The organism is Peribacillus sp. NPDC097264, from assembly GCF_050277925.1.
GTDB lineage: Bacteria > Bacillota > Bacilli > Bacillales > DSM-1321 > Peribacillus.
The window spans coordinates 43,612-66,743 of record NZ_JBNNSR010000008.1; the positions used below are offsets into that span (position 1 = coordinate 43,612).

Consider the following 23,132-nt stretch of genomic DNA (forward strand, 5'->3'; position numbering starts at 1 on the left):
GGTTAATATAATCCTTTTTCTATTAAATCATTGTTTCACTTTGTTTTTATGGGTATCGAAAGTTACCGACTGAAGCTTTTAATAATGCCAAAACATCGGAATTGAAGGAGGAAAGTCAATGAAGAATAAAGTTGTTTCGTGGTCAAAACAGAATAATATTGCAACAATTATTATTGATAATCCACCTGTTAATGTATTAAGTGCAGATGTTTTAGAACAGTTGAATCTTGTGGTCAGTGAAATTGAAAGCGATTTCAGTGTGAAAGTAATTATACTTACTGGAGAAGGTGAAAGAGCTTTTGTTGCTGGAGGGAATATAAAAGAATTTCCAGCATGGATTGGAAAAGGAGTGGAAGAAGGAAAGGGGAAATCACTCTGGCTTCAGGAACCCCTTAATAAAGTTGAACGCTTAACTCGACCAACTATTGCTGCTATCAACGGATTAGCATTAGGTGGAGGATGTGAACTTGCCCTATGTTGTGATATTCGAATTGCAGAGGAACAGACGAGAATTGGGCTTCCTGAAATTAAATTAGGTTTGTTTCCAGGTGCAGGGGGAACTCAAAGACTTCCTAGATTGATTGGTAAAGCCAAAGCAAAAGAAATGATTTATACTGGCGAGCCATTGAACGCAGAAGAGGCCAAGCAAATAGGGCTTGTAAATCATGTGGTTCCAAAGGGGAAATCTTTAGAAAAAGCAATGGAACTTGCAAAATGTATCTGTAATTATTCTTTACAATCTTTAACTTTTGCAAAACATTCTATCGATTATGGTTTTGAACAAACGCTTGAAGATGGACTCGTGACTGAAGCAGAAAATTTTGGTCATGTTTTTCAGACGAAGGATGTTAAGGAAGGCGTTGAAGCCTTTATTAATAAAAGAGAACCGAATTTCGTTGATCAGTAATCCTATACGACCTTAAACCGGCCAAAAATGTTTATATATAAGGCTTTGAGAAAAAGGGGGAAAGTTTAATGGATGTAATGATAATTTTTATATCACTAGGTTTACTAATGTTTCTAGCATATCGAGGATTTTCTGTTATTCTTTTTGCACCATTGTGTGCATTATTTGCTGTATTTTTAACAGATCCTAGTCATGTTTTACCCTTCTTCTCTAACATTTTTATGGTTAAGTTAGTTGAATTTGTAAAATTGTACTTTCCGGTTTTTTTATTAGGTGCTATTTTTGGGAAATTGGTTGAAATAAGCGGTATTGCAAAGAGTATAGCCAAAATTATTGTCCGTTTTATCGGGGCAAAGCAAGCCATTCTTGCAATTGTAATAATGGGTGCAATTCTGACTTATAGCGGAGTTAGTTTGTTTGTTGCAGTGTTTGCCATCTATCCATTTGCTGCCCAGCTATTTAGGGAGGCGAATATCCCTAAGCGTTTAATTCCGGCGACAATTGCAGTTAGTGCTTTTACCTTTTCTATGGATTCGCTTCCAGGGTCTCCCCAAATTCAGAATGTCATTCCAACAGCTTTCTTTAATACTGATATCTATGCTGCACCAGTACTGGGGATTATTGGGGCAATATTTATCATTTCCTTGAGTCTATTATATTTAAATTATTGTCGACATAAGGCAGCTAGAGATGGAGAAGGGTATTTTGGAGTAGGCGATAAAGCTATTGATAGGGAAGCTGCTGAAGAGGAAATGGCTGCTAGTTCTGCTATGCCGGTAGAAGTGAGTAATAAGGTAGGTATGAATTCTCAAAAAAATATAAGTAGAAAAGACTGGCTTGCTTTTATTCCATTGGTGTTAGTGGGAGTAATGAATAAATATTTTACTGAGTCTTTTCCACAATGGTATGATAAAGGATTTGACTTTGCTAATATTGGGTTAAAAGATTATGGAAATGTTGATATGTCTAAAGTTATCGGTGTTTGGTCCGTAGAGATGGCTCTTATTCTTGGGATAATAGCAGTCATCATATTGAATTTTAAAGCAGTCAAATTAAATTTCAAATCTAGTATGAACGTAGGCATTAATGGGGCACTGCTTGCAACCATGAATACCGCAACAGAATATGGTTTTGGGGGTGTAATTGCAGCTTTACCTGGTTTTACTGTGGTACAAGACTATCTCACAGGGATGTTTTCAAATCCTTTAATTAATGGAGCAATTATGACAAATGTATTATGTGGAATTACTGGTTCTGGATCTGGTGGGATGAGTATTACGTTGAGTTTAATGGCGGACACATATATACAATCGGCTGCTAATTATGATATCCCGTTAGAAGTTTTGCATCGTGTTATTGCAATGTCAGCAGGAGGGTTTGATACTTTGCCGCATAACGGAGCGATAATAACTCTTCTAGCTGTTACAGGACTCACTCACCGCCAGGCATATAAGGATATTTTTGTTATTACTATTATAAAGACACTTGCTGTATTCTTTATAATTGGCATATTCAGTATGTTTGCTATTGTTTAAAAGTGTGTTGCTGAGTGTGAGGGAACATCCATCATTCTTAATGAAGAACTTTTATTCTGAATCTGTCTTTATATTCCTAATAATTATATAAATTGGGAAGTCTGAATTTTCGTCTGGTGAATAAATCCTAAAAAGAGGAGGATGAAATAATGTTTAATAAATATTTCCACCAATATGAATTAGGAGAAACATGGGTATCGAAAGGACGTACTATAACCGAAACAGATTTAGTAATGTTTTCTGGATTTAGCGGTGACTGGTTTCCACTCCATACTGATAAGGAATATGCGGCCAATTCACAATTTAACCAACGGATAGCACACGGAATGCTTATACTTTCGGCGGCTACTGGCTTATTTCAATTTGAACCAGGGATCGTGGTTGCATTTTATGGTATGGAGAAAGTTCGATTTACTTCCCCTACCTTTATAGGGGATACGATACACGTAAAATTAAAGGTAATTGAACTAGTTGAAAAGGGCTACCAAGGGATTGTAACCGTTAACCAAGAAATAAAAAAACAAGACGGAGAAACTGTGGCCATAGCAAATATGAAAATTATGGTCAATTGTAATGGTGATTCGTAGGAGCTCATGTAAATGTATGTAATTCACGTACTTAAGACTACTCTCCCTCTATATAGAGAGATTTTATCTATACTATCCTAGATTTTAAAGATAAGATGAAATATAATTATTATTAGAATATTCTAATAATAAACCCCTTCGATTCCACATCAAGACGCTTCTCTACATCTCATCCGTTTTTTCCTCAACTAGGTCCATTGCAAAAATATGATAACGCTTCCAACCATTTGTGATTCTTTTAATAGGAGGAATGGATCGTGAAATCAATGACTAAGAAAAGCTGGCCAAAAGGTGTTTTGGAAACCTTGCATTACCGCTTAGGGGAAAAGCCGCTTCATGAGTACTTGATGGATAATGCGAAGGAACGTCCGGAGGAAACGGCGTATGTGTACTATGGGAACAATCTGACTTGGAGCCAGCTTCAGGATGACACGGGGAGGCTTGCCCAGTTTCTCAAAGACCAAGGTGTGGGTAAGGGTGACCGGATCGCTTTGTTCATGCAGAATTGTCCGCAATATCTCATTGGACATTACGCCATCCAAATGCTTGGTGCTATAGTGGTACCTTTGAATCCGATGTATAAAGAAGCGGAACTGGAATATTTGATCAATGAGGCAGATATAAAGGCCGTGATTGCCGGCCAGGAGTTATATCCAACTATGGAAGCGGTGAAAGGTAAGGCAAAATCTTTACAATTTATCATCACCACCCATTACGCTGACTTTCTTTCGGAATCTCCCACTTTGCCGTTGCCAGTCGAGTTTTTGGCGGAGAAAGTGACAATGGAACAAACTTTTGATCTTCTTGAAATTCTCTATACAAATGAAGTTCTAAAAGAAGTGGAAGAAGTGAATATATGGGAAGATGTGGGCCTGATGGTCTTCACTTCGGGTACGACGGGGAGGCCGAAAGCGGCAATGCTTACATATGGGAACGCGTTGTTCAAAACGGCAGCGACTGCTCAAAGTTTTTTCATCACACACAACGACAATATGCTGGCACCCGCTCCATTTTGTCATATTGCCGGGATGGTGATGGGCGTCAATATTCCTGTATACAGTGCCTGCATGTGTGTGGCATTGACAAGGTTTGAGCCAGAGGCTGCAATCAGCGCAATTGAAACATATAAAGTGAATAAATTATATACGGTCGCCCCTATGAATGTAGCAATCTTGAATACTCACGGTATCGAAGGAAGAGACTTAACTTCACTTGAATTGAATTTCGCGACTAGTTTTGGCATTCCGGTCGATGAAAAACTTGCAAAGGCATGGGGGGAATTGACCGATGGTTGTCTTTTGTATGAAGCATCGTATGGGTTAAGTGAAACGCATACATGTGATACATTCATGCCGATTGATAAAATCAAGTTTGGTACTTGTGGCATTCCTACATTTGATACCGAGATATGCATCGTTGACCTTGAAACAGGAGAAGACTTACGGCCGGGTAAACGAGGGGAAATCGTGTTGAAGAATCCAGGCGTATTCAAAGGATATTTGAATAGGCCAGAGGCGACAGCCGAGACATTAAAAAATGGCTGGGTTTATACAGGTGACATTGGAATGCTGGATGAGGAAGGCTATCTGCATTTCCTCGGCCGTACGAAAGAGATGATCAAATCCTCCGGATACAGCATTTTTCCGGAAGATGTGGAAGTGTTGATGAAAGACCATGAAGCGATTTTACAAGTTGCCGCAGTGGGTGTGCCAGATACGAACAGAGGCGAAAGCGTGAAGGCCTTCATCGTATTGAAATCGGAGTACAAAGGGGAAATCAGTGAGGAGGAAATCATCGATTGGTCAAGAAACAGGATGGCGTCCTATAAATATCCCCGCTACGTTGAATTCCGGGACAGCTTGCCAACAACCAGTTCAGGCAAGGTATTACGGAGATTATTAAAAGAGTGAGAGAAAGCCGATAGCGGCAAGTGGCTATCGGCTTTGTTTTGTAGCCGACGGTTGAATTATGGATGGTGAGCGTCGAATTATTTCCGTGAATGTTGAATTAATGAGTGTGAGCGTCGAATTAATGGCAAGGAGGGACGAATTACGAAGAACGTGAACGATTAAAAGCAGAGGACCCCATTCATTTCTTTACATGCGAGATCGGCATACCATTGGTTCTCCATATAAATTCCTATGAGCATAATCAAGTATTAATTTTCCATTTATTGATATAAAATGGATGGTAGAAGGAGCTGTTTTAATGAGTAATATTGGGGTACCAGGAATCATTTTGATGATCATCGTATTTGCACTTTTCGCTTTATTCTTTGTTTCATTCACTGCGTTTATCAGTAGGCTACTTAAGAATTCAGGCAAGAATCGTAATCAACCAGATATAGATAGTAGGCTCACTCGGATTGAAGATGAACTCCGGTCCATTAATAAGAAAATGGATCACCGGGATAGTTGATTGAAAGAGGGTGTAACCGAAATAGCGGAGGGCAAAATGAAGTCATTACAAGTAATCACGCTTGTTATTTTTACACCAGTCATTGTGCTGGATTATTTCCCAAATCTATCGCTGGTACGGGTGATTCCAGATGGTATTTTCCTATGGCTGATGTTCGTCATATATGTGATCAGTTTTTTGTTTAAGAGATTCAGTGATGGGAATCCTAGGGAATGGCTCCAGTGGCAAGTGCTTTCCCTCTTTTATTTACTCTCATTACTAGCTTTGTTGACCATTCTCGGAGGCCAATCGACTGCGGGAATTGCATTTGATAGTCCTTTCCTATGGCTGATTCTATTGATGTCGTGTTTGGATATCTATTCCCGGTGGAAGAAATTGAAACAGGAACAAACTGCTCATTAGAGGAGGATTAGAATGATAAGTGCATCGACTTGGTTTAATCCTTACGTCTTAGAAGTGCTTATCCTCCCGATTGCTTTTGTAATAGGAACAGGATCAGCGTTGGTTACAAAGAAGTGTATAGTAGGACCCATCATTCATGTAATCATCACAGTGCTTTTCTATTGGTGGAATTTCACTTATTTTCATGAAGAGGATTACCATTATAATAGGATTGATTCTGAATGGGTACTTATTGACTTAATCTTTGTAAGAATTACAGGCTTGTTATCTTGGGGGTTACTGAAAGTCAGGGGAAAATAGCTCATATCATAAAATCTTACTCTTCCTATTTAATAATAGAAGGGTAGGATTTTTTTTATTTTCATGTATAGAAAAGTCCCATCCAGTTAATCATGAGAGTAAGAGAAGGGAGAGGGGAACGGTTCACAAAAGACGATATCCTACTACTAATGTATATTTTTAAGAAAACATAAAGAATGATACTAATTTTCAAGTTGTCCAATATAATAGAAAAAAGGTGAAGGAGTTGGTTTCGAATGGAGAAGCAATTGCCTATAACACCACTAGAACCTGAGATGATGGAAACGTTGGCAGAAATGGTACTTATCAAGGCCCTTAATGATTACCGGAAAAATCAAATCGAAAAAGAAATCGATCATTCGTTGGAAACCCGTGATAAGAAGGAATTTATCAGATTAACCAATGAATTGAAGAGTCTCTGTTAAATGAAATAGATGATAAAAATCCACACTTTAATAGGGTGTGGATTTTTACATTTTAACTCCGGTTTGTTGATTTATTTTTTTGACTCCTTCTTGAAGGACTGGTAAGTAGATTTCGATTAGTTTCTTCTTATCTGTCCGGATTACCTGGGTGGAAATATTAATTGCGGCAATGGTTGCACCTTGATGGTTGATAATGGGCATGGATATGGAGCATAGCCCTTGTTCGAGTTCTTCGTCTCCTATTGTATAACCGCGCATTCTACTCTTGGCAAGGTCTTCTTCGAATGTATCGAAAGTGGTGAGTGTTTGTTGAGTAAAGGGTTCGATTATCGTGCTTTCCCATATTTCCTTCCTCTCGTTTTCAGGTAGCCAAGCAACAAGGGCTTTACCTAATGAGGTTGCATAATAAGGTAATCTTGAACCGACCGACAAGTTTGCTCCGACAATTCGTTTAGCTGTATTCACTCTAGATACATAGACAATCTCATTTCCATCAAGAATGGCCAGGTTGGTAGATTCTTGAACAGTAGTAGAAATGGTTTCCAAGATGGGTTGGGTGAGATCCGGTAAATTCAATGATTGTAAAAAGTGATGAGCGATGTCTAAAATCTTTGGACTGAGCTGAAAATTTTTTTCCTGGATGATCTTCAAGTATCCAAGATCGACAAGGGTTAAAGCAAAACGTCGGACTGTCGCTTTATTAATGCCTGTGCGCTCAGAAAGCTCCCGAAGTGAAAGGCTAATTGAGGTAGAATCGAATGCTTGTAACACTTCAAATCCTTTAGCTACCGAGTGTACAAAATAGTCTGAATGACTCGTGGTTTGATCCATAATAACGACCTCCCAAAAATAATCCCAATAGTATATGACAAAGTTGTCAGAAAAATAAAATAACTATATTGACTTCTATTCAAAAGAAAACTATGATTGTTATATGTTTCACTATGTGTACACTTCGTACGGATAGTGAAATTATTTGGTGAAACGTGAACTACTTTTATTCATTATATATCTTTAATAATGTAAGGGGTTACATTTAAAGGTTTGGTTTCAGAAAATTTATTCTAGGAGGTTTTATATGAAGACAGAGCTTAACCATGCACAAATCAAACTCCCACCCACCACCATGGGAGAAAAGCTTAGGCAGGTTGGTCCAGGGATAGTCGTTGCTGCGACAGGTGTTGGAACTGCCGATTTGATCACATCCATCGTCATCGGAACTTCGTTTGGGATGACGTTTGTATGGGCCATCATCGTTGGTGCGATTCTGAAATACTTTTTAAATGAAGGAGTGGGACGATGGTATTTGGCAACCGGACAAACGATGATTGACGGTTGGCATTCATTGGGGAAATGGGCAACGGGTTATTTTGGAGTCTATTCAGTCATTTGGGGCTTTATTTATGGAGCGGCTGCAGCGTCGACTTCTGCATTGGCCATGCACGCCATGTTTCCCATCATGCCTCTTTGGGCTTGGGCCATTATCCATTCGGTTGCAGGGTTCGGCCTCGTATGGACCGGCCGCTATCTTCTGTTTGAACGGGTCATGACGGCATTGATCGGGGTGATGTTTGTAACGATTATCGGTACAGCACTTCTTTTCCTACCCAACTTAGGGGAGTTCGCAGGTGGGTTTGTCCCCCGAGTTCCCGAAGGTTCCTTTTTGCTAATGCTCGGTTTGATTGGTGGAGTGGGTGGCACGATCACGATGGCTTCCTATGGATATTGGTTAAGTGAAAAAGAGTGGAGTGGGAAGGGTTGGATTTCCATGATGCGGACGGATACGAAGGTCGCCTATACTTTAACGGCCATCTTCACATTGGCCGCATTGGTAATTGGTGCCCAGTTCCTCATGGGTACAGGGGTCAGTATCCGCGATGATGAAGGCCTCATCAAACTTGCTGAAATGCTTGGCGCGGAGTTTGGAACGCCGATGCGCTGGTTATTCTTAGTTGCTTTTTGGTCCGCGGCTTTCTCATCTTTACTTGGCGTTTGGAACGGGGTCCCGTACCTTTTTGCTGATTTTATTAAAACGATACGAAAGAAAAAAACAGCAGGCAAACAGGCTGTATCCGAAACAGAACCGGCCTATCGCGCCTATCTAGCCTGGTTGACTTTTCCTCCGATGATGCTGTTTTATTTCGGAAAACCAGTCGAGTTAATCATCATTTATGGAGCATTAGGTGCATTATTCATGCCATTTCTGGCAATCTCCTTGTTGCTATTATTAAACTCAAAAAAGGTAGATAAAGAGTATCGGAATAAATCCGTCCCTAATGTGGTATTAACAGCTTGCCTCATCATGTTTGCCTATCTTGGGCTGAATGAACTTATAGGGATTTTCACAAAGTAGTAAACAAGAGGCTGCCGGAATTTTCCGGCAGCCTCTTAAATTACACGAAAACCTATGTATGAAAGATGGCTTTCAAGCTCCCGTAAATGCTGTAATAAATAATGACGGAAGCAATTCCTTGTAAAACAAGAGCTATTAGGAATAGAAATTTCCTAACAAACCAATTGTATTTTCTGAGTCTTAGATAAATATAGTAACCGGAACCAACGAGAAGGAACATGAACAAGTTGACAAATTTCTGATAAGAGCTGCTAGGTTTTTCATAGATGACTAAAGCGTAAAAGCTGGTCATCGTTCCTTCCAGCAAAAAAATGGTGAAACCATACGAAAGTTGTGTTAATAGAAAACCTGTTAATAAAACTCTTATACCTTGAATTATGTCGTCCACAAAATCTGCCTCTTTTCAAAACGAAAGGCCATTCTCAATTGAAAGGGCCCTTCGCTTTATAAATCTATTAACTTCCATTATATTGTTTGTCCCTGATAGGCAGCTAAGTCACCAATACCAGCTAAAGTGGCTTCCCATTCAGTATCGTTGGCCAAATGGATATGTACAGGGGTTTTTGGATCTTCCGTATATTCTGCAAGCCATATTCCGCGATTGGAAGGTAAAAAGAATAGAATGTTCTCTAAGTATGTTTCTTCTTCATAACTCGTTATACTAAAATTGGAAATGTTGAACAAAGTCCATTCGTAAGTGCGCAGGTCATCAGAGAATAAGTAGAAACTGTCTTCTTCTTGCTGGGTAAACTTGGACTTCTTTCGTACTTTATCAATTTTTTTAGGATTACTTAACCAATCAAATGCTTGCTCGGTCAGAGAGAAAGCTTCCTCACCTTGATATTTGTCAAAGGAGATTCCATAATATTCTCTAATAATCATCTGGATTTCAGAAGAGGGGATAATCGCGAATTCATGAATGATATCTCGATCGATCAAGTGGAAAAGCCATTCTTCCCCTTCAAAGTGATGTAGCATTAAAACGGACTTTTGAGGGAAATTTGAGCAGCGAATCATTCGTTTTGAGCCAATATACTTCTCGATGAAACGCTGAGTTTCTTGCGTTAATGGTACTTCGTCCCGAGATTCTTGCTCCTCACTCCACATGTCTTTCATCATCAATTGATTTTTCGTCACTTCAAGAATAGCCAACCACTCTTTTTCGGACTTATTCCCAATAGCCGTTTCCGCAATCCCTTTTGCGATCTCATGATGACCGGCAACACTCACCATCAAGGCTAATTCTTCAGTCGTACAGGTTAACAAATGATTCATTTTGTCACGTCCTCTTTAGAATATATGTACCTACTTTTTGATAAGTTATAGAAAGATAGCTTTCACTGTCCCATATAGGATTTTATAAATAATAATGGAAGCAACGCCTTGTAAAATAAGAGTTAGTAGAAATAGAAGTTTCCTAACAAACCAGTTATATTTCCTGAGTTTAAGATAAATGTGAAATCCAGTACCAATTAAAGTGAACATGAAAGAATTTACGAATTTTTGATACCGAGTACTGGGTTTCTCATAAGTTCCCATAGCATAATAGTTGATCATCGCACTTTCGAAAAAGAAAATAGTACAGCCAAAAACAAATTGTGTTGAGAGTATACATGTTATAAAAATCCTGATGCCTTGAATTATATCGTCTACCATCATATTCCTCTTTCTAAGTTATAGAAAAATAGCTTTCAACGTCCCATAAATGATTTTATAAATAATTACGGAAGCAATTGCTTGTAATAGAAGAGCTAGTAGGAATAGAACTTTCCTAACAAACCAATTATGTTTCCTGAGTTTAAGATAAATATGGAACCCCGAACCGTTTACAAGGGTCATGAAAATATTGACGGATTTTTGATATAGATTACTGGGTTTTTCGTAGATGGCTAAGGCGTAAAAGCTGATCATGGTACTTTCTAATAAAAAAATTAAGAAGCCATACGCAAATTGTGTTAAAAGTAAATATAATAATAAAATTCTTATGCCTTCTATTATGCTGTATATCATGGTTTTCCTCTTTCATGAGTGAATAAAAGGTACATATAATATTTCTTCTAAGACACACGAATAAATAGCCTTTATAGAAAAATAGCTTTCAACGTCCCATAAATGATGAGATAAATAATGATAGAAGCAATTCCTTGTGAAATAAGGGCGATAAGAAATATAAATTTCCGAACAACCCAATTGTATTTGCTGATTTTAAGAAAAATGTTGTATCCTACCCCGGTTAAAGTGAACATAATAAAATTAATGGACTTTTGAAAAAGGGTAGAAGGTTCTTTGTAAGTCCCTATAGTGTAAAAATTAATCATCGCTCTTTCTAATAAAAAAATAGAGAGACTGTAAGCAAATTGGGTTATTAGTACACATAATAATAAAAGTCTTAAACCTTCTATTATGCTATATATCATGGTTTTCCTCTTTCTGAAATAAATAAAAGGTAAATAAAATATATATTTACATAATACTAAAGCAGTTGCTTACCCCTGAATTTAGGAGGTTTTACTATACAAACTTCATTTTAAAAAGTAAGTGTATAGGAAATTACATTTCATAAATAGTGTAATGAAATATAGTTATATGAGGATTATTGCTTCTAGAATACGTAGCACGGCTATATAAATAATCACGGACACCATTGCTTGTAAAACAAGTGCAATAAGAAATAAAAACTTTCCTACAAACCAATTATGATTTCTAAGTTTAAGATAAATGTGATAACCGGTACCCACGGTAACAAGCATAAAAAGGTTTGCGAACTTATGGAAGAAATTATTAGGTTTTTCATAGGTGGCTAGAGCATAATAATTTGTCATAGTACTTCCTAATAAAAAGATTAAAAACCCAAACATGAGTTGTATCGAGAGTATGTATCCAATTAAATTGCTAATTATCTCAGAAGTTCCTGTCGACATTTTATTCCTCTTTCTAAGTTATAGAAAAATAGCTTTCAACGTCCCATAAATGATTTTATAAATAATTACGGAAGCAATTGCTTGTAAAATAAGAGCTATTAGGAATAGAAGTTTCCTAACAAACCAATTATGTTTCCTGAGTTTAAGATAAATATGAAAACCAGTACCTATAGTAATGAACATGAAAAAATTAACTAATTTTTGATAGATTGTACGAGGTTTTTCATAGACACCTAAAGCGTAAAAATTTGTCATAGTTCCTTCCAATAAGAAAATTAAGAATCCATACATAAGTTGTCCTGAAAGTATACATAATAATAAAATTCTTATCCCTTGAATCATGTCTATTATCATTAAAATCCTCTTTTCAATTATTAAGTTTTGCTTTTGAAAATTAGGTTGGTTTTAAATAGTCTTGGTCATTTGGTTTACAGAGCGTACATTAAAGAACTATTTAAAAACTGTTGTTTTCGATGCAATTGGCAATTAAATATGCTTATGTTTTTTGCGATTTTCCTATTGAATGATAAAATCTGTACCTTGAACATAGTTTTAATTAAACCAACTCGATACTGACTTTTTAATATTACTACCAATATTATCTATTAATTCACCTGATTTATTGATGACTTTATCAGCAACTTCTCCGACTTTTTCGCCAACATCTTTGATTTGATTACCAAATGTAGAGCTTACTATTCCACCAACTAAGCCTCCTACTGCTCCGCCTACAACGATACCAACAGGTCCGCCGATACTTCCTATTGTTGCGCCCATTTTTGCTCCTACCCCAATTGCCGCCAGATCTGCTCCAAATCCAAATGCCCACCTTCCTGTTTTTTCAGAGATTGACTTTTTTGAGTTTGCTGGATCTGAAAATTCACCAAGATTAGAAGTAAAAGATACTGCAGTACCAACCAATGGAATTCTTTTTGCCACAGATGTTAATCCTCTAGCACCTGCTGCTTTACTCAATAGACCTGTTGTACCATTGGATTTGATTCTTTCAGTTGTTCCCTTCACTAAGTCTTTACCGGTTGATCGTTCGAAGTTTTTCGGGAAACCGGCCAGGTGTTTTAACATATGGGAAGGACTTGTGTAAGAAGCAGCAAATTTCTGTAGTTTCTGCATCACTGGATTAGTAGGTGTGGATCTAGAAAAGTCCAAGAGCCATTTAGAAACCTTTGAACTATGTTTTCCTTTTGATGTCCAAGATGGATCTGACTTTACAGAAAACTCATAGTTTCCTTTTAGTTTTTGCCATAGTGTCGGTTTACTACCAAAGTAATGGATACTTAATTTTTTTGACAAATACATGGTAGATATAGAGGAAGCCGCTTGATACCCTACTAAGACATTATCGCCAAAACTCATTTTCCCGTTAATATAGGCAAAAGGAGAGGTAAGCATTTGTCCAAATGTCATCTTATCTTCTGAAGCTACTTGCTTTTTTACCTCTGAAAATGTCGGCTTGTCCTTTAATTGATTCACATCATAGTTTTCGATGCTGAAATTACCGCTACTGAACATACCTTGAATTTCGTTAAGATAGTTGTGCATCAATTGTATATCATCCTCTACGGATGCTAGTTCTTTTGTTTGGCTTGTATCGAACGTACCCAAGTTATCAATCGTTTCCTTTATTCTAGAAGTAGCCCTTTGATAATGGGTGAGAAATGTCTGGTCATTGAGCTTTTCGATGGCAACGATATCACTTACCTTATCCAGGGTAGTGTTGGCTTCATCGACTAAATCAATCGTGACATTATGTGCATTTTTTAATCCTGTCGTGAGTTCGCCTTCAAGAAAGCTTTGGCGGATAAAACCGCTTGAGTCAGACTCCAGTTGAGTAGAAGCCTCTTTAAGAGCCGTCAGGACTACTTCATAGTTTTTAAGAGAAGAGTCATAGAATGAAAGGAAAGGGATATGCCAATCTTGATAAAAGGCGCGTATCGCTGAACCACCTTTTCCTTTTAAGGAATCATCGAGATTGGAAAATTCATGAATAACCTTCTCCAATTCATTCGCCTGTTTCCTTTGGGCTTTTACTTTGCTTAGTAATCCATCTATTCCACTATGTAAAGATTGAGAATGAAGTGTCCTCATTGTATCCTCCATATTCTAATGTGCGTTTATAGAAGTTGAAAGCTGTTGGTCAACCTGTTCTACCTCTTGTATGGCCGTTCGTACGGATTGGTTATTAGCTTTTAAGATTTCTTTATAGGTTTGGCCAATCTTTTCTAATTGATGGTTTAGTTCCTTGATTTTTTTTACAACGTCTAATTCATTTCCGGCTGCGAAATCTTCTAGTAATTTCGTTTTGAAGGATTCCATTGTACGGTCCATTGTTGAGATGGCTGATTTTACATCTTCACCATTCACTTTTATTTCTTGACTCAAACCATTCAATCCTTTCTTAGCTTTTCTTGTCTTCGTTTTTCTTCTTCTTCTCTAGCAAGTCGTTCGATTTCAGCCGTAATCCTGGTTTCTAATGAAGTAATTTCTGATTGAAGGCTCATTATTTTATTTTCGATGGCCGTTATCGCTGCATTCAACTGAGATTGAGATAGATCTTTATAGGCTAATTCTAGGTCTTCACGAACTTCAGTAAAATCAGTGGCTAAGGTTCCATGCCATGTTTGGGAAGAGAGCGCTGGTTTCGTTACTACTCTTTCGTTCTGAAGGAATTCTCCTTGTAGACTGTCTAATTCATGCTTGCAGGTTTTTAACTTTTCGACTTGTTGCTTCTTCAGGGTTAATTCGGATTGTAATTCGGTTAGGTAGGACAATGTTTTCAGCCCCTTATGCTTATAGGTATGGTGATAATAGTCACGGTATCTATATGGTAACACGTGGAAAATAACTTAATAAATGGGTATATATTACCTAAAAAAGTGTGAGTATAGTCAATTATTCCTGAGTTAAATTGTTTTTGAATGGTAATGGAACAAGTTGCATTAGCTCATATTCTTAAAGCAGCATGCTAGGGTTTTCAAGATTCCGTTTCTTTTTTAACATTCTTATGGTGCAATAGTAAACTTTTGTTATAATGGAAATTCCTGCTTAATAAATGGGCGGCAAAAACAAAGAGGCGAGGGGAAGTTTTGAAAAAGTTCATGATCGTATTAGTGGGGGCTGTTTTGTTGGGTGGTTGTAACCTGGACAACGATGCCAAGTCAGAGGCAGTAGATCGTGCAGAACATGTCGATAGTACTGATAATACTATAGAAGAAACGGGGAAGGAAGAAGTCCATTCAAGTTATACGGTTGCCGACTATATAAAGTCCGTAGAAGGTAACCTTGAGGCGAATTCGGATGCTTTGATCGAAAAGCTTAAAAAGGTACAAACATACAACTTTTACTCTGAAGTGGAGCTCTTGGATTTCGTGGCTGATCGGAATGATTTTTATTTATCCATCACGATGTTTTCCATGGATCGAGTAGCTAATGAGGTCTTTTATGAGGGAAAGGATTCTAGCATTTTTTCAGGTAGTGTGGGAATTGTAGAAGATGTACCATTTTCCATCGTCTTAGGTAACGAAATAGATGACTTTTGGAATTTTTACGAGGAGAACGATGAAGAACTGGATACATTAGAGAAACAAGCCATCACAAAATGGTTTGCAGAGTGTTGGGAAAAAGCGAATGGACAAATGATTGAGTTGCCTTCCTACTTTTGTTTCCACGATGATTATGAGTCCTTTGATTTGAAGAAAAGAGAACAGATTTCCGATGATGAGAAATGGGCTGAATGAGACGACAAAGAAGGTCACCAATGGCGACCTTCTTTTTTTCGTTTTCTGTTAGAAGTACCATATCAACCCGGCAATGCCTAATGACAGTATGCCAATAATCCCGGTATACAATGACATGTTTAATCTGAACTGCCGATGTTCACTCGTTTCCGAATGGAAATTAGCTCTTTGTTCAGGCCCGGTCGTCCAGGCCCCTATAAAGATTCCTGAAAGGCTTATTCCTACCACACCAATAATCATGAATACCTTTAGCAATCGCCCCACCCCTTATTCATCTTAGGTAACTCTACGTTTCAAAAGGTAAATGGTTCCAATTATTCAAATGAAGGTAGAAGTGCCCAACAAATGGGGTACTAGAAGGGAGGAAGAGGTTCTTCATTCTTCCATAAGGAAACACCTAAGAAATGAAAGGTGTGCGCAATTCCTTCATGACAAGGTGTTTTTTGTTGTCTCCTTAGATTTCTTTTTCCAATAGGCGCAGGCAGGTGTTGACGTTTTCTTCGAATTGTTCCATATCTTGTTTGGACTTGGAGGCATATTGGGTCTTTATAACATGGAGTAAGCTTTCTATTAAAAATACCCGTGGTTTACTGGTTTGCATCAGCTCTTCTTGAATGAAGTCGATTAGTTCATTTGCTTTTGAGTGATCTTCTCGACAAGGGAGCGATCTGTGTGTTGCCTTTTTTAGGGCCAAGGTGGATTTCATTAACTCATTATGACATTGATGTAAACTATTTTTAGAGGTTGGAAGCCATGTATCGATTAATTCCGGATTAAGTATTTGTTCTTTGCTTTTGGCCACTCCGTCAACTAAATCGACGATCCGGTTCATGCAATAGCGGATGACTTTAATTTCTGGTGTAGCGGTATCTTTGGCATGGAAGCTGAAATAACTCATATGGGCCATCATTCCGTTAAAGAGAATGGCGGTATCCAATAAATAAGGTTTTTTACTTTCCCCAAAGATATCGATAAAACGACCATACATCCAACGTATGCTTAATAATTGGATGCGCTTGATGAATTCTTTCAATTCTTCGTCGTTTGATACACGTACTTCTTCAATCAAGACGAGTAATTTACTTTGTATATTCACCGTCATTTGTATTTCTAGCTGTTTAATGAATATTTCAATATCCGCTAAATCCTGACCAATCAATAGTTCTTCCCGGTCATAGCGGATTTTTTTATAGAAGGAACTGAAAATGGCCATAAATAATTCTCCCTTGGAGGGGAAATAATTATAAAATGTACCTTTGGAAATGCCACTGCCATCTAAAATATCTTGGATGGATGTCGCTTGATAGCCTTTTTCAATAAACAATTTATGAGCTGTATCGATGACATTCTGCTTGCGTTCATTCATATGATCACCCTTATTTCCATTATAATGCCTGTATAAATGTAATCGTATACTATTTTCAATAACATCACAAACCCGATATTCCCTTAAGAAATATATATTGCAAAATATGGGCGAGGAGTATATTATATATTTTATGCAGAAAGTTAGACTTACCGTATAAGAAAATGAACCAACAGTTTGAATGGAGGAATAGATAAAAAGTGAGTACTACTCAAACGATAGAAAAAAAGGCCCCTTATGGCATCTTAGCCATCTTGATGATTGGGGCATTCATATCCATACTTAACTCAACTCTTTTGAATATTGCATTACCATCAATATCAAAAGACCTTGAAATCGAGACGGCAACCGTACAATGGTTGGCAACGGGATACATGCTGGTGAATGGAATCATGATTCCTACGACAGCCTTCTTAATTAGAAAGTATTCTGTGCGGAACCTGTTCTTGACAGCGATGTTGCTATTCTCAATCGGGACCATTGTTGCTGGTGTAGCACATGTATTCCCATTATTATTAGGTGCACGGATGGTTCAGGCGGCTGGTTCAGCGATCATGATGCCATTATTAATGAATGTTCTTTTAACGTCATTCCCTGTTGAAAAGCGTGGATCGGCAATGGGGTTATTCGGTTTAGTCATGATGGCTGCCCCTGCTATCGGACCAACGCTATCCGGATGGATCGTGGAACATTACAACTGGAGAATGCTTTTCCACTTTATTACTCCACTCGCTTTACTAGTTCTTATTCTTGGCTTCTTTAAACTGAAAGACAAGAAAGAAAAAGTAGATATTCGAATAGATATTCTGTCTGTCGTCCTATCTAGTTTAGGTTTCGGTGGATTGTTGTACGGCTTCAGTTCAGCGGGTACTAAAGGCTGGGATAGCCCTTGGGTTTACGGAACGTTAGCCGTCGGTACCATTTCGCTGATTCTCTTCATTGTACGTCAGCTTAAAATGGAAACACCAATGCTTGAATTCAGGATTTTTACACATCCAATGTTTGCTTTATCAGCGACCATTTCCATTGTCCTTAACATGGCAATGTTCTCGGCCATGATCTTGATGCCGATGTATATCCAAACGCTTCGTGGCATTTCACCGTTCGATTCGGGACTGTTGATGCTTCCAGGAGCCATCATCATGGCACTCATGTCCCCAATTACCGGTAAGCTCTTTGATAAGTTCGGAGCACGCGTTCTTGCTGCTGTTGGTTTGCTTATCACCGTTGTTACTACCTATTACTTTAGTGAGTTAACAATGGAAACAACGTATGGAAGTATTATGGTACTGTATTCTGTACGGATGTTCGGATTGTCCATGGCCATGATGCCAATCATGACAAATGGGTTAAACTCATTGCCGGCCCGGATGAATCCACATGGTACGGCGATGAATAACACGCTGAGCCAAGTTTCAGGTGCAATCGGAACAGCATTGCTCGTTACGGTCATGTCTAACCGAGCCACTTCGTCTGGTGAAGACCTAATGACTGCGGCCATGAGCAAATTAACAAGTCAGCCTACAGCTGAGATTATGACTCAAATGCAAGCGCAAGTTGGGATGCAAGCGATGTTAGATGGCATTAACTTTGCCTTCCTTGTTGCAACCTTCATCGCTGGATTGGCGCTAATCTTAACATTCTTCATTAAGCGCGCTTGGCCTGCAGAAGATAAGCTAGCTAAAAGGGAAAAACAAACATCATAAGATAATATAAGCATGATCATGGTCATCTCCTTTTTGGAGGAGAGGCTCATGATCATGTTTTTTTATTTTGTTTTAAAGGATATTGTTAGAAGTTAGGGGCTAAGAGTGAAGTGTATGTATGTGGCATTTCGAAGATGGAGCCTTCTATGCAAAGAGGATGGGCATGCTTCTAGATTGTAGAAGAACATGACCCATCCTCTTGCTTTTTTATTCGATTCGACATTAATTCATATCTACATGAGGTGGCGTTTTTTCAATGTTAATTTTGGACAATTTCATTCCTTTATACGATGTGATGCAAGGAACCAAACATAAGACGGCCATTGGGACGCAATAAAGAATGTAGAAGTGTCCTCCTTGTTGTATAAAAGGTAAATAAGCAAGTGCTATGCAAAGCAATGCAGCGAATATGATTAAGAAGATTCCGAAAGACTTATGATAAAATGAATAGACAGCTTCTCTTTCTACGCGCTGTTTGTATAAGGTCTTTGCGACTTTATCAGTGCGGATAAAGAAGTATAAGGACACTAAAAGAAATACAGCCGAAAACGGTAAGGCCAGGGCAAAGTAGGAAACATCAAGAATGCTGAGATAGAAGCTGGTTAAAAAAAACACTTCCGATATACCTAATGCAAAACCATAATTGAAAACGCTTACTTTTGAAGGTTGCTTAATCATGGAAATTCCTCCCTCTTTATATATATATTAAACGATATCCATCTTGTTCACAAGTTAGACACATTTATTTTTTGAAAAATAATCCATTTGGCAGGGGTTTTTGTGGGATACAAAGTTTCCTGGGGAATATAAGTGATGAACAAAAAAGGGGCGGGGTGTAAGTAATACATGAAACTCGCCATCCTTAGTTGGAACGGCGAGTGTGGGTGTTCTTATCCAAAGCCAGGGTGGCGATAATGGGGTAATGGTCAGATCCTGGAGTATAAATCACTTTCGCTTGAGATGTTTTTATCTCCTTTGAAGTGAAAATATAATCAATCCGTTCCATATTGTCGTCGGTGTTTCCCGTGATTCAAAGGATCACGTTCCAAGTTGGCCATGTATGCATAATGCATATTCAAGCATTTGGCCAACCATTTTGCTTGATCTTCGAAAAGGCTCCGCTCTGACCAATGATTGTCCACTTCCTGTAACCCAATGATTTCGGCATGTTCTCCTTCGATTGTATTCGCGACCCGGTCTAATCCAGAACCCCATCGATTCCAACAGCATGATGGATGTTGAAGGTTAGAACTTGTATGTCCACTGTCTTTCTCTTACCATCCGGCCGTTCACCAGCCAAGGTATGACGTGAGGAATCCATGGCTACAAGAAAAAGCAATATCGTAATGAAACCAATTATTTTTCTCAAACTATCACTCCTTTATGAAACGAAATTTGTGTTAATGAAGATATCCTTTGATTATTCCAAGTACTTTATTAGTATTTTCGTTTTTATATAATTTATTGAGTTATTCCCTCATACGAAGTATTTTATGAAAGTTAAAATTAAGAAAAATCATAAAACTCATTGTATGAGCCCAATCCAAAAAAAATTGAAGTCGTATAATGTGCTATAAACTGGAAAGGGAGTGGAATCAAAAAGTGGGGAAGGACAACCATGAGAAAAGACACAAAAAATGCAAAAAGTGTAATCATACAAACTGCCAATGTAAAACTCAAAGGGTTCAACAAAACGTAAAAATAAAGGTGGACGTACCAAACGTGTCCATCGGTGCAACAGGAGTAACGGGAGCGACGGGAGCACCAGGAGCAACGGGAGCACCAGGAGCGACGGGAGCACCAGGAGCAACGGGAGTACCAGGAGCGACGGGAGCACCAGGAGCGACGGGAGCACCAGGAGCGACGGGAGCAACGGGAGCACCAGGAGCGACAGGAGCATCAGGAGCAACGGGAGCACCAGGGGCGACAGGAGCATCAGGAGCGACTGGAGAAGTAGGAGCAACGGGAGCACCAGGAGTGACTGGAGAAGTAGGAGCAACGGGAGCAACGGGAGCAACGGGAGCACCAGGAGCGACTGGAGAAGCAGGAGCAACGGGAGCAACGGGAGCACCAGGAGCGACGGGAGAAGCAGGAGCAACGGGAGCACCAGGGGCGACAGGAGCATCAGGAGCGACTGGAGAAGTAGGAGCAACGGGAGCATCAGGAGCGACAGGAGAAGTAGGAGCAACGGGAGCATCAGGAGCGACTGGAGAAGCAGGAGCACCGGGAGCAACGGGGGCGACAGGAGAAGTAGGAGCAACAGGAGCACCAGGAGCGACAGGAGAAGCAGGAGCACCGGGAGCACCGGGAGCACCGGGAGCACCAGGGGCGACAGGAGAAGCAGGAGCAACGGGAGCACCAGGAGCGACAGGAGAAGCAGGAGCAACGGGAGCATCAGGAGCGACTGGGGCGACAGGGGAAACCGGCCCAGGAGGACTGACAGTTTTCCTTGGAACAGACCAATCCATTGGTAATAATGATTTTCTAGGATTAGGTACTTCTTCAGCAGACTTTGTACGAAACACCTTGGTTGTTCCACAGGATGCCACCCTTACAGGTTTGATTTTAAATATCCGTGATAATGCTTTAGGGGTCGGTGGAACAGCAACGGCTGAGATATATATAAGTTCGGATTGTGGTTTTGATGCTCCTGTGGCAACTGGTATCATTGCTACAGTAACGGGACCTAATTCAGATGCATCCCCAAATTGCTGTGCAGTCGCAACCTCTAGTTTTGCTGTTCAGCAATGCGATTTAATATCTGTACGAATCACTACTGGTGACGGAGCATTTGCAAGTGGTGTAGCAGCAACTATTTTATTCTCTACTACCCCATAAGTTAGGGAAAAAACGACACATCAAGGATGTCTCGAAGTGGTATTCCACTGAGAGGCATCCTTTTTTTGTTATCGAACTTTATACAAGTTGATATACACTTGCCAATCCAGTGGTTCATTCCCTTTACCATTGTATAGAGTTCTTCTTTTATACAAATAGTATTAGGAAAGTTAGGGGGAGGGATTTCATGACAAAAAAGATCGTGAAAGGAGCACTGTTTGTATGTCTATTATACGTCCTTTATGCAGTGGCTACGGCGGTTGTTCTGTTCTATTTTCCTTTGGATAAAAAAGGGGAGGCACCCCCTAACGATATAAGTGGTTTTATGGGGCAGGGAGATTCTTCAGATCGAGTGTTGCTCCTGGAAAATGGGTATGAATCGGGACGTGCACGGATGCAAATGATTCAGGAAGCCACTGATACGATTGATATCGCCTATTATTCGATAGCAAAAGGTAAGTCGACTGAGCTGATTCTCGGTGCCCTTATTGATGCGGCGGACCGGGGCGTTAGGGTTCGGGTCCTATTGGATGGGATTAGCCATGGTCTGCGATTTAAAATGAGTGATGCCCGTTTCGCCTTGGCATCACATGAAAATATTGAATTAAGGTATTATGAATCGTTCAAGATATTCAAGCCTTGGACATGGAACAACCGGCTTCACGACAAAATCATGATGGTCGACGGGCGGTTGGGCATCATTGGAGGGCGAAATATCGCCGATAAGTATTTAGCGAAAAAACCACCTAAGAATTTCGTCCATGACCGTGATGTCATCATCTTTCATGCCACGCGAACTGGAGAAAACGTGATCGTTCAGATGAACAAGTATATGAATGAATTATGGAACCACCCATACACGAGCGACCCCTTCTCGGACCTTTCAAAAAGGCAGAGTACTAAAGGGAAAAAGGAAAAAGATAAGCTAACCCATCAATACAAAACCGCCATTAAAGAAAATGAACATTTTGTTTCACCATCGATGAACTGGATGGCCATCACCACCCCAACAAAACGGGTGAGCTTTCTGCACAATCCAATCGAGCGCTTCAAAAAACAACCCGTTGTCTGGCAAATGCTTATTGATATCTCGACGGAAGCGAAGAAGTCCGTCCTGATTCAGAGTCCATATGTTGTCCCTACAAAAGAAATGAAGGGATATGTACCAGAAAATATGAATTCGACTGCCAACTGGACCCTACTAACCAATTCCGTGAAATCCACTCCCAATGTTATGGCCTTCTCAGGATACTTGGATATGAGAGACGACATTATAAAGACTGGGGTAAGACTTTATGAATATGCCGATAAGCATTCCTTACATGCTAAATCGGTGGTCTTTGATCAACGGCTAAGTGCAGTTGGCTCCTTCAACCTTGATTCACGATCAACCGTTTTAAGCACGGACTCGATGGTGATTATAGATAGCGAGGAATTCGCGGTACAGTTGACAGAGGCTATTCATGACAAAATCGATAAAAGCACGTTAGTGGCGGATAAGAAAAAGAAGATAGACACGCCTAAAGATGAGAAAAAGGACAAGTCTTATCGGGCTATCCTATTAAATGCACTCTCGAAGGTGTCCATATTATGGAGAGGATTGGCGTAACTGGTTTCGG

24 protein-coding genes are annotated in these 23,132 nt (G+C 39.3%); 13 read left to right on the forward strand and 11 right to left on the reverse strand.

Annotated features, from left to right (window positions below):
* Positions 1-118: 118 nt before the first annotated feature.
* The 8 genes from ACQKL0_RS14125 (at position 119) to ACQKL0_RS14160 (ending at position 6,574) form a co-directional block, all read left to right on the forward strand.
* Complete coding sequence (locus tag ACQKL0_RS14125; RefSeq protein ID WP_427688183.1) at positions 119-907, forward strand: enoyl-CoA hydratase/isomerase family protein; 789 nt, start codon at positions 119-121, stop codon at positions 905-907.
* A gap of 68 nt (positions 908-975) precedes the next feature.
* Positions 976-2,442 carry a GntP family permease gene (locus ACQKL0_RS14130; RefSeq protein WP_427688185.1) on the forward strand — a complete coding sequence of 489 codons (1,467 nt, stop codon included), beginning with the start codon at positions 976-978 and terminating at the stop codon, positions 2,440-2,442.
* Positions 2,443-2,591: 149 nt separating this feature from the next.
* On the forward strand, positions 2,592-3,029 hold the full coding sequence (locus ACQKL0_RS14135; RefSeq protein WP_427688186.1) for a MaoC/PaaZ C-terminal domain-containing protein: 438 nt from the start codon (positions 2,592-2,594) through the stop codon (positions 3,027-3,029).
* A gap of 266 nt (positions 3,030-3,295) precedes the next feature.
* Positions 3,296-4,939: an AMP-binding protein gene (locus ACQKL0_RS14140; protein WP_427688373.1), complete on the forward strand. Its 1,644-nt coding sequence runs from the start codon at positions 3,296-3,298 to the stop codon at positions 4,937-4,939.
* Between the two features lie 298 nt (positions 4,940-5,237).
* Entirely contained in the window at positions 5,238-5,447 is a 210-nt protein-coding gene (locus tag ACQKL0_RS14145; RefSeq protein ID WP_402957981.1) for a DUF4083 family protein, read from the forward strand.
* Positions 5,448-5,483: 36 nt separating this feature from the next.
* A complete protein-coding gene (locus ACQKL0_RS14150; protein WP_427688188.1) occupies positions 5,484-5,849 on the forward strand; it encodes a hypothetical protein in 366 nt (121 codons plus the stop codon).
* 12 nt (positions 5,850-5,861) lie between these two features.
* Positions 5,862-6,149, forward strand: coding sequence for a hypothetical protein (locus tag ACQKL0_RS14155; protein WP_427688190.1), 288 nt, complete (start codon positions 5,862-5,864; stop codon positions 6,147-6,149).
* Between the two features lie 236 nt (positions 6,150-6,385).
* A complete protein-coding gene (locus ACQKL0_RS14160) occupies positions 6,386-6,574 on the forward strand; it encodes an IDEAL domain-containing protein (RefSeq protein ID WP_427688191.1) in 189 nt (62 codons plus the stop codon).
* Positions 6,575-6,619: 45 nt separating this feature from the next.
* Here ACQKL0_RS14160 and ACQKL0_RS14165 read toward each other — a convergent pair whose 3' ends face one another.
* Positions 6,620-7,405, reverse strand: a complete 786-nt coding sequence (locus tag ACQKL0_RS14165; RefSeq protein WP_427688193.1) for an IclR family transcriptional regulator domain-containing protein — start codon at positions 7,403-7,405, stop codon at positions 6,620-6,622.
* Between the two features lie 247 nt (positions 7,406-7,652).
* Here ACQKL0_RS14165 and ACQKL0_RS14170 point away from each other — a divergent pair, with 247 nt between their 5' ends.
* Positions 7,653-8,927 (forward strand): Nramp family divalent metal transporter, encoded by a 1,275-nt coding sequence (locus ACQKL0_RS14170; RefSeq protein ID WP_427688195.1) that lies wholly within the window; start codon positions 7,653-7,655, stop codon positions 8,925-8,927.
* Positions 8,928-8,979: 52 nt separating this feature from the next.
* Here the strand turns inward: ACQKL0_RS14170 and ACQKL0_RS14175 are convergent, their stop codons facing one another.
* From ACQKL0_RS14175 to ACQKL0_RS14195, 5 genes are all read right to left on the reverse strand, one after another.
* On the reverse strand, positions 8,980-9,315 hold the full coding sequence (locus ACQKL0_RS14175) for a hypothetical protein (protein WP_427688197.1): 336 nt from the start codon (positions 9,313-9,315) through the stop codon (positions 8,980-8,982).
* Positions 9,316-9,392: 77 nt separating this feature from the next.
* Positions 9,393-10,202, reverse strand: coding sequence for a hypothetical protein (locus ACQKL0_RS14180; protein ID WP_427688198.1), 810 nt, complete (start codon positions 10,200-10,202; stop codon positions 9,393-9,395).
* A gap of 2,198 nt (positions 10,203-12,400) precedes the next feature.
* Positions 12,401-13,954, reverse strand: a complete 1,554-nt coding sequence (locus tag ACQKL0_RS14185; protein WP_427688200.1) for a ribonuclease YeeF family protein — start codon at positions 13,952-13,954, stop codon at positions 12,401-12,403.
* A 15-nt stretch (positions 13,955-13,969) separates the two neighbouring features.
* A complete protein-coding gene (locus tag ACQKL0_RS14190) occupies positions 13,970-14,248 on the reverse strand; it encodes a DUF5344 family protein (RefSeq protein ID WP_427590717.1) in 279 nt (92 codons plus the stop codon).
* Between the two features lie 5 nt (positions 14,249-14,253).
* A complete protein-coding gene (locus tag ACQKL0_RS14195; protein ID WP_427688202.1) occupies positions 14,254-14,637 on the reverse strand; it encodes a YwqH-like family protein in 384 nt (127 codons plus the stop codon).
* Positions 14,638-14,952: 315 nt separating this feature from the next.
* Here ACQKL0_RS14195 and ACQKL0_RS14200 point away from each other — a divergent pair, with 315 nt between their 5' ends.
* Positions 14,953-15,603 (forward strand): hypothetical protein, encoded by a 651-nt coding sequence (locus tag ACQKL0_RS14200; protein ID WP_427688203.1) that lies wholly within the window; start codon positions 14,953-14,955, stop codon positions 15,601-15,603.
* Positions 15,604-15,651: 48 nt separating this feature from the next.
* Here ACQKL0_RS14200 and ACQKL0_RS14205 read toward each other — a convergent pair whose 3' ends face one another.
* The gene (locus ACQKL0_RS14205) at positions 15,652-15,858 is read right to left on the reverse strand and encodes a DUF5316 family protein (RefSeq protein ID WP_402986798.1); all 207 of its coding nucleotides are present in this window, start codon (positions 15,856-15,858) and stop codon (positions 15,652-15,654) included.
* Between the two features lie 199 nt (positions 15,859-16,057).
* On the reverse strand, positions 16,058-16,969 hold the full coding sequence (locus tag ACQKL0_RS14210; RefSeq protein WP_427688205.1) for a TetR/AcrR family transcriptional regulator: 912 nt from the start codon (positions 16,967-16,969) through the stop codon (positions 16,058-16,060).
* Between the two features lie 257 nt (positions 16,970-17,226).
* Between ACQKL0_RS14210 and ACQKL0_RS14215 the strand changes: the two genes are divergently transcribed.
* Positions 17,227-18,675 carry a DHA2 family efflux MFS transporter permease subunit gene (locus ACQKL0_RS14215; protein ID WP_427688375.1) on the forward strand — a complete coding sequence of 483 codons (1,449 nt, stop codon included), beginning with the start codon at positions 17,227-17,229 and terminating at the stop codon, positions 18,673-18,675.
* A gap of 222 nt (positions 18,676-18,897) precedes the next feature.
* On the opposite strand, the gene ACQKL0_RS14220 is transcribed toward ACQKL0_RS14215, so the two are convergent.
* The 3 genes from ACQKL0_RS14220 to ACQKL0_RS14230 all read right to left on the reverse strand — a co-directional run bounded on the left by ACQKL0_RS14220 (position 18,898) and on the right by ACQKL0_RS14230 (position 20,044).
* A complete protein-coding gene (locus ACQKL0_RS14220; protein ID WP_402873753.1) occupies positions 18,898-19,353 on the reverse strand; it encodes a hypothetical protein in 456 nt (151 codons plus the stop codon).
* A gap of 314 nt (positions 19,354-19,667) precedes the next feature.
* On the reverse strand, positions 19,668-19,817 hold the full coding sequence (locus tag ACQKL0_RS14225; protein ID WP_427688207.1) for a hypothetical protein: 150 nt from the start codon (positions 19,815-19,817) through the stop codon (positions 19,668-19,670).
* Between the two features lie 56 nt (positions 19,818-19,873).
* A complete protein-coding gene (locus ACQKL0_RS14230) occupies positions 19,874-20,044 on the reverse strand; it encodes a hypothetical protein (RefSeq protein WP_427688209.1) in 171 nt (56 codons plus the stop codon).
* A 353-nt stretch (positions 20,045-20,397) separates the two neighbouring features.
* On the opposite strand from ACQKL0_RS14230, the gene ACQKL0_RS14235 reads away from it, so the two are divergent.
* Together ACQKL0_RS14235 and ACQKL0_RS14240 are read left to right on the forward strand one after the other, a co-directional pair.
* The gene (locus ACQKL0_RS14235) at positions 20,398-21,513 is read left to right on the forward strand and encodes a hypothetical protein (protein ID WP_427688211.1); all 1,116 of its coding nucleotides are present in this window, start codon (positions 20,398-20,400) and stop codon (positions 21,511-21,513) included.
* Between the two features lie 187 nt (positions 21,514-21,700).
* On the forward strand, positions 21,701-23,122 hold the full coding sequence (locus ACQKL0_RS14240; RefSeq protein ID WP_427688212.1) for a phospholipase D-like domain-containing protein: 1,422 nt from the start codon (positions 21,701-21,703) through the stop codon (positions 23,120-23,122).
* The last annotated feature ends 10 nt before the right edge of the window (positions 23,123-23,132 follow it).